This window comes from Steroidobacter sp., from assembly GCF_036402275.1.
Lineage (GTDB): Bacteria > Pseudomonadota > Gammaproteobacteria > Steroidobacterales > Steroidobacteraceae > Steroidobacter.
Window position 1 is genome coordinate 621,293 of sequence record NZ_DASWTF010000036.1, and the last position, 18,801, is coordinate 640,093.

The 18,801-nt window shown below is 61.4% G+C and carries 12 protein-coding genes; 5 read left to right on the forward strand and 7 right to left on the reverse strand.

Annotated elements, in window-relative coordinates; all coding sequences use genetic code 11:
- Positions 1 to 73 precede the first annotated feature (73 nt).
- Entirely contained in the window at positions 74 to 1,012 is a 939-nt protein-coding gene (locus VGD45_RS22350; RefSeq protein ID WP_331157569.1) for a DUF808 domain-containing protein, read from the forward strand.
- A gap of 71 nt (positions 1,013 to 1,083) precedes the next feature.
- Here the strand turns inward: VGD45_RS22350 and VGD45_RS22355 are convergent, their stop codons facing one another.
- On the reverse strand, positions 1,084 to 4,047 hold the full coding sequence (locus tag VGD45_RS22355) for a TonB-dependent receptor domain-containing protein (protein ID WP_331157570.1): 2,964 nt from the start codon (positions 4,045 to 4,047) through the stop codon (positions 1,084 to 1,086).
- A 389-nt stretch (positions 4,048 to 4,436) separates the two neighbouring features.
- On the opposite strand from VGD45_RS22355, the gene VGD45_RS22360 reads away from it, so the two are divergent.
- On the forward strand, positions 4,437 to 7,412 hold the full coding sequence (locus VGD45_RS22360) for a TonB-dependent receptor (protein WP_331157571.1): 2,976 nt from the start codon (positions 4,437 to 4,439) through the stop codon (positions 7,410 to 7,412).
- Between the two features lie 431 nt (positions 7,413 to 7,843).
- A complete protein-coding gene (locus tag VGD45_RS34415; protein ID WP_414717591.1) occupies positions 7,844 to 8,359 on the forward strand; it encodes a GIY-YIG nuclease family protein in 516 nt (171 codons plus the stop codon).
- Positions 8,360 to 8,366: 7 nt separating this feature from the next.
- On the opposite strand, the gene VGD45_RS22365 is transcribed toward VGD45_RS34415, so the two are convergent.
- A complete protein-coding gene (locus tag VGD45_RS22365) occupies positions 8,367 to 10,223 on the reverse strand; it encodes a TonB-dependent receptor (RefSeq protein WP_331157572.1) in 1,857 nt (618 codons plus the stop codon).
- A gap of 135 nt (positions 10,224 to 10,358) precedes the next feature.
- Between VGD45_RS22365 and VGD45_RS22370 the strand changes: the two genes are divergently transcribed.
- Positions 10,359 to 10,943: an urea carboxylase-associated family protein gene (locus tag VGD45_RS22370; RefSeq protein ID WP_331157573.1), complete on the forward strand. Its 585-nt coding sequence runs from the start codon at positions 10,359 to 10,361 to the stop codon at positions 10,941 to 10,943.
- A 10-nt stretch (positions 10,944 to 10,953) separates the two neighbouring features.
- On the opposite strand, the gene VGD45_RS22375 is transcribed toward VGD45_RS22370, so the two are convergent.
- A complete protein-coding gene (locus VGD45_RS22375) occupies positions 10,954 to 11,730 on the reverse strand; it encodes an NAD(P)H-dependent oxidoreductase (RefSeq protein ID WP_331157574.1) in 777 nt (258 codons plus the stop codon).
- Between the two features lie 90 nt (positions 11,731 to 11,820).
- On the opposite strand from VGD45_RS22375, the gene VGD45_RS22380 reads away from it, so the two are divergent.
- Positions 11,821 to 12,777 (forward strand): LysR family transcriptional regulator, encoded by a 957-nt coding sequence (locus tag VGD45_RS22380; RefSeq protein ID WP_331157575.1) that lies wholly within the window; start codon positions 11,821 to 11,823, stop codon positions 12,775 to 12,777.
- On the opposite strand, the gene VGD45_RS22385 is transcribed toward VGD45_RS22380, so the two are convergent.
- From VGD45_RS22385 to VGD45_RS22400, 4 genes are read right to left on the reverse strand one after another with little or no spacing between them, the layout of a single operon-like run.
- A complete protein-coding gene (locus VGD45_RS22385; RefSeq protein ID WP_331157576.1) occupies positions 12,719 to 13,810 on the reverse strand; it encodes an ABC transporter ATP-binding protein in 1,092 nt (363 codons plus the stop codon). The genes VGD45_RS22380 and VGD45_RS22385 overlap by 59 nt on opposite strands.
- The gene (locus tag VGD45_RS22390; RefSeq protein WP_331157577.1) at positions 13,803 to 15,521 is read right to left on the reverse strand and encodes an iron ABC transporter permease; all 1,719 of its coding nucleotides are present in this window, start codon (positions 15,519 to 15,521) and stop codon (positions 13,803 to 13,805) included. Before VGD45_RS22390 ends, VGD45_RS22385 begins: the two co-directional genes overlap by 8 nt.
- 6 nt (positions 15,522 to 15,527) lie before the next feature.
- Entirely contained in the window at positions 15,528 to 16,622 is a 1,095-nt protein-coding gene (locus VGD45_RS22395; protein WP_331157578.1) for an ABC transporter substrate-binding protein, read from the reverse strand.
- A gap of 30 nt (positions 16,623 to 16,652) precedes the next feature.
- Positions 16,653 to 18,788 (reverse strand): TonB-dependent receptor, encoded by a 2,136-nt coding sequence (locus VGD45_RS22400; RefSeq protein ID WP_331157579.1) that lies wholly within the window; start codon positions 18,786 to 18,788, stop codon positions 16,653 to 16,655.
- Positions 18,789 to 18,801: the final 13 nt, after the last annotated feature.

Sequence of the window (18,801 nt, forward strand, 5' to 3'; positions counted from 1 at the left end):
TAGACTCCGCCCCCTCAGAACGAAGCTGCGTAGCTTCACCTATGTCAAATCCTTCAAGGGTACGCGTGGAACGATGGCTTCGGGATTAGCAGCACTACTCGATGACGTGGCGGCGATCGCCAAACTGGCGGCCGCATCCCTGGACGATGTGACTGCCGCGGCGGGCAAAGCCGGCTCGAAGGCCATAGGTGTCGTGGTTGACGATGCCGCGGTGACGCCCGGCTACGCCATGGGCTTCACCCCCGAGCGAGAACTGCCCATCGTCTGGAAAATCGCGCTCGGTTCGTTACGCAACAAGTTTTTCTTCCTGTTGCCCGGCGCACTGTTGCTGAGCGCGTTCGCGCCTTGGGCGGTGACGCCGATTCTCATGCTCGGCGGCGCCTATCTGTGCTTCGAAGCCACCGAGAAAATCCTCGAGGCCGTTGCCAAGACGACTGGTCAAGCCGACAAGCAGCCGCACATCGAAGAGCTCGCCCTGAGCTCGGCGGAGATGGAGGCGCAGAAAGTATCCGGCGCGATTCGCACGGATCTCATTCTGTCAGGCGAGATCATGGCGATTGCGCTCGCCACCGTCGCCGACCGTCCCTTCGCGATCCAAGCCGCCGCGCTGGTGGTCGTGAGCTTCGCGATCACGGCCGCCGTGTATGGCGTGGTTGGCTTGATCGTGAAAATGGACGACGTGGGCGTCCATCTGGCGCAACGTTCGTCGACGGCCGCGGTCGGGCGAGGCTTGGTCAAATCGATGCCTCACTTGCTGAAAACGCTGAGCTTCGTCGGCACCGCCGCGATGCTGTGGGTCGGCGGCGGCATCATCGTGCACGGCCTCGAGCACTTCCACTTGAACGCCGTGCCTCATTTCATCGAGCACCTCTCCGAGATGGCCGGCCACATTCCTGCCCTCGGCGGCGTCGCCGCCTGGCTGACATTCGCCACAGGCTCGGCCATCGTCGGATTTATCATCGGCGGAATCATCGTTGCAATCGCGCACGCGGTAGCCAAAGGCAAACATTGAAGCTCGCCGTTTCTGCGCCTCGCAGGTGCCGGTGCTAACCTCAGCTGCATGTTGACGCCCGCCGCCAGAGATCAGCGACCGCCGAAAGACACCGTCAAGCCGGCGTAATAGAAGCGCCCGACCGGGCTCACCGGGAAGATCGTGGTCAAGTCCGGACGTTCGTCCGTCAGATTGTTCACACCCGCGTAGACACGGTAATCCTCGAGGAAATCGTACGAGGCCGACAGGTCGTGCAACTCCTGCGCGTCGTAGTAGATGTTCGCCGGCGATGCCTGGTCGGGATTGCCGGCCAGCGTGAGTAACGTGTAACGCGAGGTCTTGCTGAAATAGTTATAACCGTAGTTCACGGTCAGGCCGCGATATTCCCACGTGGTATCGAACGCAGTCGTCCACTTCGGCGCGTACGTGCCACTCTGCAAGTCCGCCGTCTTGCGACTATCGATCTGTTCCGCGCCCAAGGTCGGAATGGTGGTCAGCCGATCGAGCCGGCTGCCGATCAGCGACAGTCTGAACGTGCCGATATCGGCATTCATGCCGAGGCGCGCCGGATCGAGCAGATAATTGACGTTGAAGTCGATGCCGCGCGTGCGGAACGAAGCGACGTTCTCCGGCTGCACCACGAACGTGCTGATGGCGCCAGTGCCGGCTTCGCGCGCTAGCGAGTCGCAGAACACATTCTCGATGGTCGGCTGATCGACGCAGTTGTCGGCGACGTCCTGGGCGTCGGCGGTGCTGATGGCTTGCTTGATGTTGATGTCGTAATAGTCGATGGAGAGCGCCAGCCCCTCGGCAAAGCGCGGCCGGAACACTGCGCCGAAGGTATAGCTGCGCGCAGTCTCTTCGCTCAACTCCGAGTTGCCTGTAGAGACGCCCGCCACCGTCGCCGAATTCGGATCGGTGAACCCGACGGGGTCGACTCCGAGCTCAGAGAGAATGGCGGCACAATTGGCCGCACGGTAGCTCGTGCCATTGGCGAGCTCGGCCGCATCGCAAGGATCGGAAATGGACTCGAATGTTTGACTCTGCGGGCTGTACAGCTCGGCAATATTCGGTGCACGCACCGATTCGGCGACGGTGCCACGGAAACTCACATCTCGCACCGGCGCCCACAACAAGCCGGTGTTCCACGTCGTCGTGCTGCCGACCGTCGAATAGTCCGAAACACGAACCGCGCCCGAAACCTGCAGCATCTCCGCGAACGGCAGATCGGCCAGGAGCGGCACACGCAGCTCGGCAAACGCTTCCTTGACGTTGAACCCGCCGTCGGTGGGGAAGATGACGTTGCCGAACGTCTGCCCCAACTGATCTTCGATCGGCGGCTCCGAGCGGCTGCCTTCGCGACGCCACTCCACACCGACCACCGCATCGATCTCGCCCGCCGGCAGTGTGACGCCCGGCACCGGGCCCGACAGAAACGCGTTGAAAACATTCTGCGTCAGGCGCGACGACGTCTCGTTGTTGAGCATGATCCACGCGAGCGCCGCCGGATCGGCCACACCCTCGCCGAAAATATTCAAAGGCCGGCAGCCGCTGCCGGGCGTGAATGACAGCGGACCGGAAAAATCGAAGCCCTGATAAGGCTGGTACGGCAACGCGCTCGGATCGAGATTGGAGCGACACGTCGGTTGACCGGTGGCCGGATCGGTCACTACGTCGATCGCGGCCAGAAAGCGATCGCTATAACGATTGTTGAGCGCGAGCGAATCGATCTCGGACTGACCGTAGGTGTACGAGACTTCGTAGTTGTAGTCCCCCCAGATATCGCCGTTCACGCCCGTGACGAAGCGCATCGTGTTGCGGGTGGCCTCTTCGCCACGCACGCCGAAGTCGAAATTATCGCGACTGACCAGCACGCCGTCAGGCGCGGCTGGGTCGTCAAAGCTGTCGGCGGCGGCGCCAGGAACGATCTGCGCCGCCACGGCGTACGGCAGGAACGGATTGTCCGCGCTCTGGAACACATAGAAGTCGAAGGTCGGCTGGCTGTATGCGGTGGCCTTGCCGCGCACGAACTTGGCTTCACCGAAAACATTCACCGCGTCGCTGACGCTGAAATTACCGAACACGCTGGCCACGGTGGTCTCCGCATCCGGCAACAGATCGCCGATGTAATCCGCGATGGGCGTGCCGCTGCCGCCTTGGGAATAGAACGGCGAGACGAAGCGCGGGATCTGGAAAGCACCGCCGTCCGGCAGCGTGTCCGGCACCGTGTCGAAGTCGAGATCGATGGCGCCTGCGCGCGCACTGTCGAAAAAGCGGATGTCATTCAGCGGCACTTCGTCCGGGACGTTCGGGTTATCGCCCGCGTCGCTCGGATTGCGCCTCATCGTCGTGTAGTTGGCGCCGCGCAGGTAGCTGCGATCGCTTGCCCGCAAGCGCCCACGTTCGGTGTGTTGAATGGAGCCGGAAATGTTTCCGCTACCGTCCGCGAAGTTCATTCCGCCCGTGACCGAAGCGTATGAGTTCCGGGCGCCGCCTGCGTCCGCGCCACCGTACTGCACGCGCCCCACCAGGCCTTCGAAGTTTTTCTTCATCACGAAGTTCACGACGCCGGACACCGCATCCGCGCCGTAAACGGCGGACACACCGCCAGTGACGATGTCCACCCGATCGATCAAGTCCATCGGAATCGTGTTGATGTCGACCGCCGCGGTTTCGGGAAGCTGCGCGACGTGGCGACGACCGTCGACCAGCACCAGGGTGCGCTCTTCGCCGAGGTTGCGAAGATTGAGCAGGTTCAAACCGGTGCTGCCGATGAAGCCCTGCGAGCCTGTGTTCTGCAGATCGTCCTGCGACGAAGTGAGCGCCGGCATGGTGCGCAGGAAATCGGTGAGGTTCGTCGTGCCCGAGCGTTGGATTGCGTCGGCCGAAACGGCCACCGTCGGTGTCGGGGCGTCGAATTCGTTTTGCTTGATACGCGAACCGGTGACGAGGACCTCGGTCACTTCACCATCGTCCTGCGCATGCACGGAAGTAAAACCCAATACACACGCCGTCACGACCGCGAGCCGGCGGTCCTTCCGTGATATTTTTTTCACGAGCAACTCCTGACACAAAGCGAGCTCAAAAAAGCGCGCTACTGTAGCAGTAGTAATGTCCGCCCTACGATTCGCGCTTCCACCGCATGTCTGCGGCCAGGCCAGCCGTTTGTGCGTAGAGAGTCGCAACGTGCTGTGCCGTGACACGCCGACGGCAATGGCAAAAACGCCACGGATGCCGCAGCCGCCCGCAAATCTCAAATCCTGAGTGAAATCGACGACTTAAGCTCGTATGGCGGGCGCGGCACACGCCCGGCCATCATTTTTCGTCAAAATATTTCACTTTCGATCAATAACTGTCATGATGAGGTTACTCGGACAAATGCTGAATGCCACCGGTGTCAGCCGATCCGGGATCAAGCTCATAACGAAGCCAGATTGGGGGACCTATGTCGATGTCGAAGTACGGTCGATCCTTGGTTTGCGCCGCTGTTTCCGCGGCACTTGGCAGTGCGTCCATCCTCCCGCTCGCAGCGTCAGCCGCCGAAACAGGCGGTGACACCCAGCTAGAAGAAGTCGTGGTCACCGGCTTCCGTGGTTCGCTGAACACGGCGCTGGCTGAAAAACGCTCGGAGACTTCAGCTATCGATGTCATCGCAGCCGAGGACATCGGCAAATTTCCAGACAGCAACCTTGCCGAATCCATGCAACGCATTCCCGGCGTGACGCTGTCACGAGGCGATGGCGGCGAGGGCCGTAATATTTCGGTGCGCGGTCTGGGACCTTTGTTCACACGTGTGCGCATCAACGGAATGGAAGCCGCGGCCCAGACCGGCTCGAGCGACATTTATGGCGCCGGCAACAGCGGGCGCAGCTTTGACTTCAACGTGTTCCCGACAGAAATCTTCTCCGAGCTCGCGGTTCGCAAAACGCCCTCGGCTGACGTCGAAGAAGGCTCGCTCGGCGCGACCGTCGATTTGAAAGCGCCCCGCCCCTTCGATTTCGATGACGAAAGCGTGGTCACTTTGACAGGCCGCGGCGTGTACAACACGCTCACCGAAGACCTGGATCCGCGCGCCTCCATGCTGTTCTCGCAGAAATTCCTGGATAACACCTTCGGCGTGCTCGCCTCCGCCGCGTTCCAGAAACGTAACATTCGCGAAGTCGGTTACTCGGCCGTCGACATTCTTTCGGCCAACACTAACGCCAACAACATAGGCACGCCCCAGAGTCCCATCTGGCTGCCCTACTGCACGCCGGTCGGTTGGACCGCGACCGCGCCAAGCCCGGTCCCCGGCACTCGCGGCGCGACGGACGCGAATTGCAGCACCAACAATCCTCGCAGCAGCGACCTGGCGGCTTATCAGACCGTCTACAACTTGCGTCGCGCCAGTCTGCCCGACGTACCGGGCAGCGGCGCATTCCTGCCACGCTTGCCGCGCTACGTGAACTCGGAGCAGGACACCGAGCGCACCGGCGGCACGCTCACGCTGCAGTGGATGCCGAGCGAAAATACAAACATCGTTCTCGATGGCTTGCTGTCGCGCTATCAGGTGGAACGTCGCGACAACTACATCCTCGGCCTTTCGTTCGGTCGTAATCTCACGAACAACGGCCAGCCGATGGTGTCGGTCCGTGACATCTCGTTCGATGAGCATGGCTCGGTGCAAAGAGCCGTGTTCGACGGCGTCGACGTGCGCTCCGAAGGGCTGGTGGATCAGTTCGTATCGACGTTCGAGCAGGTCAATCTCACGTTCGAGCATAGCTTCAGCGATAAATTCAAGATCACCGGTCTCGCCGGCCGGTCCAACTCCATCTGGGACGGTCCGATGCGACTGCAGACCTTCCTGGACGCCATCGATACCGATAACTTCGCGCTGGACTTCCGCGGCGGCCGCGAAACTCCGTTGATCGGTTTCGGCATCGACGTGAACGATCCGAACAGTTTCCAATACGCGCCTAGTCCCGATGGCAATCAAACCGTGTTGGGCGGCTTCTCCACGCAAGGCAAACCCTCCCGCAACGTGACGCAGATCGCCAACTTCGATCTCGCCCTCGAGTGGCAGGCTACGGACATGTTCGCGTTTACCTGGGGCGGGCAGTATCGCGAGAACGATTTCCACAGCAGAAATTCGAACCTCGTGCCATCGCAAGTTCCAGTGCAGGCGCTGCCCGCCGGCGTGACCGTCGCCGATATCTCGCGCCAGATCACCGGTTTGGACGATCTGTTCGGCTCCGGCGCGCCGGCCAGTTGGGTGGCCGTGGATCCGAAGAAATGGCGCGATGTTTTCAACTTCGCGGACATGGATTTCTGCGGCGTGGAGTGCGGTGCTGCGCAGTCGCAGATTCTCGAAAAGGTCACGAGCGGCTATTTCATGGTGTCCTTCGAGAGCGGCAGCGACTGGTTCATCCCGGTCCGCGGCGACATCGGTGTGCGCTACGTGCAGACGGACCAGAGCGCGGTCGGTCACATTCCAGTGAATGCGCCCGCCGGTGCGCCCTTCCCCACTGTTGGCCAACGCAATCAGGTCGATCGCGACTACAGCGACACGCTGCCCTCGTTGAACGTGGTGTTCGATCTGACGCCCGACCTACTGGCGCGCTTCTCGGCCGCGAAGGTCATGTCCCGGCCCGAGCTGGGCAATCTGACCCCGACCGCGACCATCACGGCCACGACGCGAACCGGGACGGTCAACAATCCGTTCCTCGATCCCATTCGCGCCAAGACCGCCGATCTGAGTCTCGAGTGGTACTTCCGCCCGGGCTCGCTGCTGTCCGTCGCCTACTTCTACAAGGACATCGAAACTTACATCCAGCGCATCACCAGCCCGGTGGTCTATACCGAGCTAGGCCTGCCCGATGCACTGCTGGCAGGCACCCCGGCATCGCCGACCGATGTGTTCAATGTGAGCCGCCTGGAGAACACCGACGGCGGTCCGCTCAAGGGCTTCGAGCTCAATGCCCAGGTGCAGCTCGACATGCTTCCCGGCTTCTGGAGCAACTTCGGCGTCCTCGGCAATTACACGCGCGTTGAATCTGAGATCGAATACATCTTGACGAGCGTGGGCGGCGTCGTGACTTCCTCGACCACGGCCGATCTCGTCGGACTTTCCAAGAACTCCGCGAGCGGCACGCTGTTCTACGATGACGGTCGCTTCAGCATCCGCGGCACGGGCACCTACCGCGACAAGTACATTCGCGGCATCCCGGCTTCGGCGGGCAGCGACCTGCAGGGCAACAGCGACACCTTCTACGTCGATGCCGCTGCCTCCTGGAACTTCAACGACAACCTGACGCTGATCCTGGAAGCGCAGAACCTCACCGAGGAGCGCAACACGTTGTTCATCGACAGCGTGCGTGAGGACACGTTGTTCCAGACCGATATCGGCCGCACCTACACGTTGGGTGCGACGTATAAGTTCTAGCTCGACAGTGTCACGGCGACCGCAGATCGGTCGCCGTGACCTGCCTCGTGCACGACGACCAGAAAAACTGTCCCACTCCATCGCTCCTTTCCCAAGCTCATTGGCGTTAAGCGCCGCTAAGTTTCGTTGTGGATCGCCATCTGCCGGTCTAAAGCTGCGCCTCGATAGCCAGCAGCGCGCTTGGAAGGAATTTGCGCCAAAGGCAACGAAATGCGCGAACGGAAACCGGGCGAATGTCGTCAGGCTGCGAAACACTTCCCAGCGACGGGAGCTAAGAAAAACACGCAGAAAATGACCCTTGCCAACCACAAGTAGTGGAGTCATCGGGACCCTCAGGCAACTATTAATGTTATATCCCGTTATGGGATTCCCTAGAATCCGTCCAGGAGTCGAAAAAATGTCGAGTAGCGACGGGGTCCTCTATGCCGCCAATGACAGCTCACAAAGGATACGTGTACATCCTCAGCCATCCGTGCATGCCTGGGCTGCTCAAGATCGGCAGCACCGATAGACCGCCCGAAAGACGCGCCCGCGAACTTTCCTGCGGGTCGGCTATACCCGGAGCGTTCGTGGTGGAGTTCGAAGTCTTTTGCACGAACCCAAAGGAAGTCGAGCAAGCAGTTCACGCAAGGCTCGAGGCAGACCGGGAACATCCGAAACGCGAGTTCTTCCGGACGAAGCTCGGCGTAGCCATCGATGCGGTCCGGTCCGCGTCGAAGATGCTTTCGACGCCCACTGCAAGCGTCGCTCCGGCGGCTCCGTCATCTCGAATCAGTGTGGATGTCGAATTCAGTTATGAATTCATCGAGGAGATCAGCAGAGCTCCGCGCCTGTCTCGGGGCAAGACCCTCCGCCTGCAAGCCATTCTGAAGCTGCGGCATAAAGGTAATCGTCGAACCAGATGTGAGGCATCGTATCGGCCTGCTCCATCCACTCGGCGACGGTAGCCCCGAGTTAAAGGCTCCAACGAACGCCAGCCCGAGGCAGGATGCCGCGCGACTCGAATCCGACGAACTGCTCGTAACGTTCGTCAGTGAGATTGTCGATCGAAACGTAAGCTTCAACGTGGTTGGAGAGCTGCCAGACGGTATCGAAGTCGACGCGGGTGTAGCCGGGCAACCGCACGTCGCCTGTCGCAATCGAAGAATCGAAGGAAGATCCGACGTAGGTCGCGGCCATCGAAATAGTGAACGCCGGCGCAGGCGCCCAACGAACGCCGAGTGCGCCGCTCCAGTCAGGTCGATTGCGGAGCTCGCTATCGGTCGCAGTGATTCGGCTGCGGGCATGAGTAACGCTCGCGTCGAATGACCATTGCGTGCCCGCTCTCACTCGACCGGCAAGCTCGACACCGCGCGAACGAACGCGATTGCGATTGACGAGCTGCGGCGGCGGGCCGGAATCGAAATCGATGGCGTCGCGGAACTCGCTGTCGAACCACGTTGCGCTCCAACGCCCCGCCCCCAATTCCTGCGACAGCTCGATTTCATACGAACGACTGCGCTCGGGCGCCAGCGTCGGATTGCCGACGAGCGGATGCCCCAGCGCGTACAGGCTGGGCAACTTGAACGCCTTGCCCCAACTCAACGCGATCGTCACATCTTCAGGCATCGCGTAGGCGACGCGCACACGCGGACTCGTCACCGAGCTCTCGCTCTCCGGCATGTCAACACGAGCGCCGGCTTGTGCTGACAAGCCCATCGAGGACTGAACGCGCATCTCAGCAAACGCAGCCCAGTACGAACGCGTCAACTCGAACGAGGTGGGCGCGAGGAAACCACCAAAGTCGAGCTGGCCATCGCTCGCCCCCTCCTCGCGCTGCCAATCAACGCCATAAGCTACGGATACAGCACTCGACAGCGGCTGTGTAGCGGACAATGTCGCCGAATATCGGGTGAGATTGGTATCGACGAGGCTCGCCGGCACGCCAAACGGATCACGAATGCCCGGCGCCACGCCGGGCGAGTCGATGCTTTCGTCGCGTTCGAAATATCCAAGCGTGAGCGACACAGTGGCGTCGCTCACGCGCTGTGTGAGCCCCCCGCCGAACAGAGCTTCTCGAGACTCACGAAGTTCCAAGTCTCGCAAGGCGGCATACTCAAACCCGCCGCTGTCGTCTGGAAATCCCTGCCGAGTCGCTTCGGAGTATCGGCCCGACAAACTGAGATCCGTGGTTTCGCCGAGCGGCGCTTCGACACCGCCCGAGACACGCTGCACCTCGAACTCATTTCCCCGAACCCGATCTCCTTCGTCGGCTTCACCAACCCCAAAATGCCAGCGAGCTCGCTCAGTCGGCAACGTAGCACGCAGCGAAAGCTCACTCGTATCGTAAGCGCCCGCGGCTGCATCCACCGTCATCGTGGGCGTCGTCGCCTCAGAACGCGTGATGATGTTGATCACCCCCGCCAGCGCGTCGCCGCCATAGATGGCCGAATACGGCCCGCGCGCAATCTCGATGCGCTCGACGTCGCCGATATCCAACGCGGACAGGTCGAACGACCCGCCCCGTGAATTCGTCGGATCGTTGACACGGACGCCATTCAACAACACCAGCGTGTAATTCGGATCCGCGCCACGCATGTAAATCGAACCCGTGCCACCACGCCCACCGACCGTATCGACATGCACGCCTGCGACCCGGCGTAACAGATCGGCGAGCTCTAACGGTTTCTCGGCGTCGAAGTCGTCACGCCTGAGCACGGTGACACTCGCTGCGAGATCCTCGTTGGACGTGGGAACCCTGGAACCGATGACGGTTACTTCGGGCTGCATGGTCGCCGCGGCCGCCGCCGCTAGAAAAAGAACGATTTCCACAGGGTTTCCTGAAGCTCCAGGCCGGACTTGAACCCAGGGATTCTAGCAGCTCACCGCGCCATCCTGACGACGCCGGCTCATGTAGACTACGGTGTGTGTCCGCAAGGACCTGCGATCCACTCGAGGCGAACAAGCATGACGCTTCAGAGACATATTATCCCCGCCGGTCACGGCGCGGCCCTGCGCCTGGCTCGGGGCCAACATTTGCGCCTCATCGATCCAGAAGGCGGCCAGAGCGGCGATCTGTTCGCCGTGTCCCAGGATGGAAGACAGCGCCTGTCGAACGGCCGCACGTTCGATTTCGGCGGCACGCTTTATCTTTCCACGGGAAATCAGCTGTGGTCTGACGAGAGCGAGCCACTACTGACGATCGTCGCCGACGACGTCGGCCGTCACGACTTCCTCTATGCGCCATGTAACGACGACATGTATCGCATCCAGTACGGGCTGACCGACCACCCCAACTGCTACATCAATCTCACCGCCGCGCTTCGCACGCTCAACGTTCCTCCGTCACCTCTGCCCACTGCTTTCAACTTCTTCATGAACGTTGAAATCGACACGAACGGAAAGCTGCACATTCGTGCGCCGAGATCGCGCGCAGGCGATTCGATGGTACTGCGCGCAGAGATGGATCTGGCGATCGCACTGTCCGCCTGCCCCGCCGCGACTTGCAATGGCGGGGGGCCGACGAAGCCAGTGGCGTATGAGGTCTTCTGAGCCTCTCCGCCTACGCCAAATGTATGTCGAGCCCTTGCCGTCCCGCGCTCAACGCTTCCTTCAACTCCATCGACGGGATCTCGTAATCGCCGCCATTCTGCATGCGGTAAGGGATGGGCGCCGTGGTCGCCAATGTATCGAGGCGTTCGCCCAACTCGGCGAGCGTCTGTCGATGGCGCGCATCGTCGTATTTGCCGGTGCGATAGAGCACATACGGCGGCAGCACATCGAAACCAGGGTAATAGAGGACGCCGTGATTGATGGGAAACAACAGGTCCTCCATGCGCCCGTTGACCCCTCGCTCGGAGTAGTGCGAAGCCCAGCCTCCGGTCGTCACGATCAGCATGGCGCGCTTGCCCTTGAACGTACCTTCGCCGTAACGATCGCCCCACCTTCGATCCGAGTGCTCGCCGACACCGTACGCGAGCCCGTAGGCGTACACGCGGTCGACCCAGCCCTTCAGGATCGCCGGCATGGAGAACCACCACATCGGGAATTGCAGGATGAGCACATCCGCCCAGAACAACTTGCGTTGCTCAGCCGCGATGTCGGCCGATTGCGCCTCGGCTTCGTAGGCGCGCTTGGATGCGGCCTCCACCTTCAATGGCTGACCGGTTTCGTGATTCAGGAAATCGGCGCTATCGACGACTGCTTTCCAGCCCATCGCGTACAGGTCCGACACGATCACTTCGTGACCGGCGCTTTGCAGCCGATCGACGGCGAAATTGCGCAAGGCGCCGTTCAATGAGCGAGGCTCTGGGTGTGCGTAAACGATCAATACCTTCATTGGCGTGAGCTCGAATAGTTGCCTGACGTGCTCACTATGCAATCCGGCGAGGTATAGTGGAAATGAATAGTCTTGATACCCCATATAGCGATGAACAATCTCCGCAACGTCGATCTGAACCTGCTGGTGACGCTCGAGACGCTGCTGACCGAGCGCAGCGTCACTCGCGCGGCCAAGCGCCTGCATTTGAGCCAACCTTCGGTCAGCGTTCAACTGCGTAAGCTGCGCGAAGTCTTTGCCGATCCGCTGTTATCGCCCGCGCCAGGCGGCATGCTCCCGACGGCGCGCGCTCAAGCGCTGCTACCGCAGATACGTGCAGCGTTGGATCAAGTCAGAAGTGTGGTCGCCCGAAGCGCGCCGTTCGATCCGAAGACCGCGCAGCTGACGTGGCAGATCGCGGCTGCGGACTATGCTGAGTATGCGATCGTACTGCCGCTACTTGCGAAGCTGCGACGATTGGCCCCAGGGATACGCGTTTCGCTCCGCCACGCCGGCCACGCCAAGATGTATCGACAACTGGAGAGCGGCGCGATCGACCTAGCGTTGCTGGCAATGGACGGCCCGCCCGACCACCTGCATCGCCGCGTCCTCTACAAAGAAGACTATGTCGTGATCGCTCGCAAGAAACATCCCGCGCTCAAGCGCAAGCTGACCGTCGACGCGTTCTCCAAGCTCGAACACATCGTCGTGTCGCCGGAGGGCGGCGGGTTCAAAGGCGTCACCGACACCATGCTGGAAAGCCGCGGACGCAAGCGGCAGGTGGTGCTTTCCACCCAGCATTTCCTGTTTGTCCCCGAAGTCGTGGCGCACACCGACGTCGTCGCCGTCGCTCCGCTGCGCCTGGTCCGGGACCGCGCCGACCGGTTGCAGATCGTCGCCCCGCCCTTACCTATCCCTTCCTACGAGATGGGCATGATCTGGCACGATCGCTCGCACGCGGATCCAGCGCACGTCTGGCTACGGGAGCAAATCGCGCTCAGCTATGAGCTCAGGCCGCGACATCGCGAGCGAACGCCACGCATGCGTGCGCCGGCAACTCGAGCGTGACGGCTCCTTTCTCGAAACGCTCGGATACCTCCGCACGCACGATGCCTCCCGACGTTTCAACCAGGTAGAGATAACGCGCGCCGAGAAAGTCGCGCTGCAGAATCCTGCCCGGAATGAAGTTGCGACAGCCGCTCGATGGGCCAGGCTCTTGCTGATGCAGGATGACGTTCTCGGGCCGGACCGCAATCGCAGCGGCACTGCCGTTGCTCGGTTTCAGAATCTTTTCGACCGCGAGCAAGTGCTGCCCGAAGCGGATCTTGCCGAAGCGTGCCTCGGCTTCCTGCACGATGCCATCCAGCAGGTTGCTGTGGCCGACGAAATCAGCGATGAACGGCGATTGCGGCTGTTCGTACAGCTCCACGGGACTGGCGAGTTGCTCGATGCGGCCGCCCTGCATGACAGCGATGCGGTCACTCAGCACCAATGCTTCGGTTTGATCGTGCGTCACGTAGATCGTGGTGATCCGCAGCTTCTCCTGTAATTCCTTGAGCCAGCCGCGCGCGCGCAACCTGAGCTTCGCATCGAGATTCGACAGCGGCTCATCGAGCAGCATCAGACGCGGGCCATAGACGACAGCTCGCGCCAGCGCGACACGCTGCTGCTGACCGCCGGAGAGCTCGTGCGGATACCGATCGATATACGGTTCCATCTCGACCAGGCCAAGCGCCCAGCGGATCTTCTCTTCGCGTTCCGCCGCGCCCACACCTCGCATGCGCAGAGGAAACGCTACGTTCTCGCGCACTTTCATATGCGGCCACAACGCGTACGACTGGAATACCATGCCGATCTGACGTTGCTCCGGCGGCAGGTTGCAGCGCCGGGTCGCGTCGAAAATCGGCTCGCCGTCGATCAGAATGCGCCCGGCTGTCGGCGCGTCGAGGCCGGCGATCGCCGATAACATCGTGGTCTTGCCACAGCCGCTCGGCCCGAGCAGGGTCAGGAACTCGCCATCCTGAACTTCGAAAGAGACGTCGTTGACCGCAGTCTGCGCGCCGAAGCGTCGCGTCAGATGCTCTACAGTGAGCTTACTCATACATCCGTACACCCATCAGACGTCTGACCATCAGTACCACCACGACTGTTGCCGTCACTTGCACGACGGCGAGCGCCGCCACCGGACCGAAGTTGCCATTGGTCCAAAGTTGCAGCATCACCGTGCCCATGATTTCGCTGCCCGGCGCGAACAGGAACACCGCCGACGCGTATTCTTTGAGCATCGACACGAACGCCAGCATGTAGGCTGCGAGCAAAGCGGGACGCGCGATCGGAACGATCACCCGCAGGCTGGCCGTCGACCAGTCGGCGCCGCAGGTGCGGGCGCTCAGGTCGAGCTCCCGGCTGATCTGCGTCAACGACGGCGCGATGGCGCCGAAAGCTGTCGGCAGATCGCGCATGCTGAAAGCAAGCACCATCGCGAACAACGTACCGTGTATCAGCGTGAAGCCTGGCACGGTGAGTCCGATCCACAGGAACCCGATACCTACCACGATTCCGGGAACCGCTCGCGGATACAGCGCGATCGTCTCCAGCGTCTTCGCCAATGGAAACGTCGAACGCTTCACGATCAGCACCACAACCATGACCAGCGCCGTGACGAACGCGGCGCCGAACAACGCCACCACGAAGCTGTTGGTGATCGCGCGCACATACGAAGGTTGCTCGATGAGCGAGCGGAAATGATCGAGGGTGAACAGGTCCCACGGCGGCACGAGAGGCGTGAGGAACTTGACGAAGGAGCGAAACACCAGCCCGACGAGCGGCAACAGGATCACGATCGTCACGTAGGCAGCGACTGCGAAAAACGCCACCCAACGCCACCGACCCAGATCGATAGTATGCGGGCGGGTCGCTTTACCCTTCACCGTCGTGAATCGATGCGTGTTACCGAGCACGCGCGAGTGCAAGCTGACGAGGACTGTCATGAGCAGCAACAACATCACCGACGCAGCAGCCAGCAGACCGTAATCGGGCTCGGTGCGACCGATGCCCTCGCGAAACAGGAAAGTCGTGAACACCTCGATGCGCTCCGCCGTGCCGAAGATCAGAGGAATCGAGAGCACCTCGATGCTGCCGACGAAACACAACAGCAGGCTGTAGAGAATGGCCGGCCGCATGAGCGGCAGAGTGACCCGGTAGAGCGCACGCACTGGCGATGCGCCCGTCGATCGCGCCGCGTCCTCCAGCGAAGCATCCATCAGACGCAACGTGGCCGAACAGTACAGAAACACCACGGGAACCAGCGAGAAGCCCGCCAGCACTCCGATGGCCGGCAATGAATACAGATTCCATGGCACGCCGCCGAGGAACGTCACGGAGGCGAGCGATATGTAGCCCGACGGTCCGTACAGCATGTACCAGCCAAACGCCATCACCAGCGAAGATACATACAAAGGCGCTTGTAACAACTCGCTGAAGGTACGCCGCCAGGGAATATTGGTCCGGATCAATACGATCGCCAACGCGGCGCCGATGACGGTCGCCGTCAGCGACCCGAAGATCGCCAGCGCCATGGAGTTGCGCAACGCCTCCCAGAATCGCTCGTTGGTCAGCAGTCGAACATAGTGATCGAGCGTAAAGGACCATTCCGACTCATACAGCGGCGTGCTACGCACCGATTGCAGCAATGCCACCGCAATCGGCGCGAACACCAGCAGCGCCGTGAAGGCCGCCACAGACCACTGGACCCAGTAGTCCCGCGTCCAACGGACGCGGGAGCGGATAATTGTGAGCTCAGTAGCAGCCATGGCGCGTCAACGCTTCAGTCCGTAAGACGCCTTCCATTGCGAGAGGAACTGATTCTGTTCCTGCAGCATCGTGCGGTCATAGCCCACGAGAATCACGTTGGCTTCACCGACCGTGTCCCGCACCGAATCGAACGTCAGAAACGGCACGGCGCTCTTCGGCACATCCGGACGATACGGCGTGAGACCGCCCTTACCCACGGCGATCTGACCTTCACGTGACAGCGCGAAGTCGACAAACAGCTGTGCAGCAGCCTTGTGAGAAGCGGCCCGCGTGATCGCCATACCGCGCACCATCACGGGAGTGCCATCGCGCATCAGCGCCCATTCCAGCACCTGCTCGCGCCCCTCCTCTTTCATGCGACGAAGAAACGTCACGCTGGAGCCGAAGTACGCGCCGACATACTCGCCAGCCGTGATCTTTTCTACCATCGTCGCGCCGCCGCCCTCCGGTCGCGTTTGCGGCCCGAGCGTACGCAGCGTCTCCCAGCCCTTTTGACCGCGCTGATGCACGTATGCCCAATGCAACGCATAGGCGAACGGATGGGAAGTCGCGTCGTAAGTGGTCAACCGCTTCGCATACAACATCGGCTGCTTGCGCACTTGTGCGGCGAGCCCGTCGAGGGAGTCGGGACGCTGCTCCTTGGTCTTCAACAACAGCTTGTTATAAATCAGCACCACCGGATCGGCCGAGATCGTGTACACGCCCTTCACTGGCTTGCTCCACTCGGGGAGCGCCGCCGCTTCCGGCGTGACATACGGCTCGACCTGATCGCGATCGATGAAACGCATCCACGTATCGGGAGCCGCGACAGCGATGATGTCTGCAGTCCGTCGCTTGACCGACGCCTCCGAGTAGTAGCGCTCGAATGCCTCGGCGGGCCCCAGATCCAGCGCCTCGACCTTGAGCCACGGATATTTGGCGTGGAACGCTTCGATGATCGGGCCCCAGTTGTACGCGGCAATGTTCGAATAGATCAGCACGTCGCGCTCGGACTTCGAACGCTTGACGGCATCGGCGTCGGCGGCCGACGCCGACAGCGGCGCCAGTCCAGCCAACCAGGCCAGACAACTCAACAATACAGATCGAACAGGTGAACTCATGGACATCTCCGCTCGCCGTGGGACTCGTCTCTAGAACTCGACTTCGTACTTGACCGTCGCCGTGGCGCCGGTCGCCTTGTTGTAGGTGTCGTTGCGGTTGAAGCCCTCTGAATAGTTGGTGTAGTAGTCGTTGTTGAACAGATTGTTGATGCCGAGACTGAGACGGCCCTGCGGCAGCTGATAGGTCGACAACAGATCGAACAACGAGCCCGATGTGACGCGGCCTTCGTGGAAACGCTCGCGGCCGACGCTGGCCGGGAACTCATTGCGGCCATCCCACCACACGCCCTGCAAACGTACGAACCAGTCTTCGGTCAGCGAGTGCTCCACATAACCGGTGACCTTGGTCGGCGGCACACGGCGGTTCTGCAACGGCGTCTCGTAAGAGCCGTCGTTGTTGTTGTCACCCTCGCCTTCCATCCACGCAGCGTTGCCGCCAATCTTCCAGCTCGCACTGATGGTCCAGTCACCCGACAGCTCGACGCCTTTCACGCGATCTGGCGCGCGCACCACGCTCGCATCGGTTGGGTTCGCCGGATTCAGCACATAGCTCACTCCGTTGGTCGATTCGACGAAGAAGAACGCCAGCTCCGCCTTGACGCTGTGATTGCCGAAGCGCACGCCCGTCTCGTAGCTGTCGATGATGTTCGGGCGCGGCTTGGTCGATGAGTTACGCAGGTCGATGTCGGCCGGTGTATCGCGCCACAGGAAGCTGAACTGCTGCACTTCGAAGCCTTCCGAGTAACCCAGGAACACATCCCAGTCCTCGTTGATCTCGAAGGACGTTCCCAGGTTGATTGGGGTCGCGTCATAGTCGAGCGATGCGCCGATGACGTTGCGCAACGTGAACAACGACTGGAAATTGCCGATTTCCAGCGTCGCACGCTCGTGACGCACGCCAGCCGTCACCGACCAGCGCGGCGTGATATGCGCGAATGCCTGGACGAAGGCCGCGTAGCTGTCCAGCTTCTGCGGCAGGCCGAAGGCGCGCCCATCCGTCAGCGGCGCCTCGGTGTCATCGTGCAGATAGTCGAGACCGTACAGCAGCTCGCCCTGATCGAGGCCGAGACCCGCGAAGCTGCGATTGAAGTCGAGCCGCACCCCGTGTTTCTTGGTCACGTTCATGCTCTGACCGTCGGGCTGCGAGGTGCGCGGAAAGCGATTGCGCACGAACTGGAACACGCTCTCCGTATCGAGATAGTAGAGCTGCGCCTTGAAGTCGCTGCTCCAGAAGAGATCCGGATGCAGGTACGCCACATTGGCGATCAGGCTTTCGTTACGCCGCGGCTCCTCGCCGGGCAGCAAGCCGGCAGGAATCGTGGTCGTGGGCGTGCCGTTCAACACGCTGCCGGGGACGAGCTGATACTGCGCGCTCTGCTCCTGGCGATGCGTGTTGATGCTGGCTTCGATACGGCCGTTGCCCACGAAAGCGCCGACCTTGCCGAAAAAGCTGCGGAACTCGGAGTCAGAGGTGCCGTCAGGCTGCGGTGGAATACGATCGCCGTTGGCGTCGAAGAACGAGTTGGTCTCGCCGTAGTGCGCCTCGGCGAGATAGTCCCAGTTGTCGGTCCCGCCCGATACCCCCATGCGCGCCGAAGGCTGACTGCTATCGCTGAAGTGCGTGAGCGAAGCGCCCATGCCTGCTTCCAGAAACAACTTGGTTTCGCCGGACTTGCCGCGCTTGGTGATGTAGTTGATGAAGCCGGCGCCTGCGCTGTTGCCGTAAAGCGCCGATGAGCCACGCACGACCTCGATGCGGTCGATGGTCCACGGATCGATCTCGCTCATCTCGCGAGACACATCGTTGAGCGTCGAAGTCATTGGGACGCCGTCGACCAGAATGACCGGCTTGCGACCGCGCAGCGACGTATAGGTATTGATGGTGGCCTGGTTACTCAACGACAAACCCGGCACCAGCTGAGCCAGCACGGCTTGCAGATCCTGGGTGACGCCGAGCTGCTTGCTCAGCTCCTCTTCATTGATGATGTTCACCGAGATCGGCATGGAGGTGATCTCGGTCGGCAACCGCGACCCCATCACCGTGATCTGCTCCACCTCCGGTGCGGCGGCCTCCTGCGTCCATGCCGGAGCCGATGCAGCTGCCAGCAGCACGCTCACACCCAACGTTTCAGCCCGCAGCCCGAGTACACGCGATCGAGTGCCCATCGTACGACTCCCC

Coding starts and splice junctions, on each gene's coding strand:
- VGD45_RS22350 (WP_331157569.1), top strand. CDS start 74: ATGGCTTCGGGATTAGCAGCACTACTCGATGACGTGGCGGCGATCGCC.
- VGD45_RS22360 (WP_331157571.1), top strand. CDS start 4,437: ATGTCGATGTCGAAGTACGGTCGATCCTTGGTTTGCGCCGCTGTTTCC.
- VGD45_RS34415 (WP_414717591.1), top strand. CDS start 7,844: ATGACAGCTCACAAAGGATACGTGTACATCCTCAGCCATCCGTGCATG.
- VGD45_RS22370 (WP_331157573.1), top strand. CDS start 10,359: ATGACGCTTCAGAGACATATTATCCCCGCCGGTCACGGCGCGGCCCTG.
- VGD45_RS22375 (WP_331157574.1), bottom strand. CDS start 11,730: ATGAAGGTATTGATCGTTTACGCACACCCAGAGCCTCGCTCATTGAAC.
- VGD45_RS22380 (WP_331157575.1), top strand. CDS start 11,821: ATGAACAATCTCCGCAACGTCGATCTGAACCTGCTGGTGACGCTCGAG.
- VGD45_RS22385 (WP_331157576.1), bottom strand. CDS start 13,810: ATGAGTAAGCTCACTGTAGAGCATCTGACGCGACGCTTCGGCGCGCAG.
- VGD45_RS22390 (WP_331157577.1), bottom strand. CDS start 15,521: ATGGCTGCTACTGAGCTCACAATTATCCGCTCCCGCGTCCGTTGGACG.
- VGD45_RS22395 (WP_331157578.1), bottom strand. CDS start 16,622: ATGAGTTCACCTGTTCGATCTGTATTGTTGAGTTGTCTGGCCTGGTTG.
- VGD45_RS22400 (WP_331157579.1), bottom strand. CDS start 18,788: ATGGGCACTCGATCGCGTGTACTCGGGCTGCGGGCTGAAACGTTGGGT.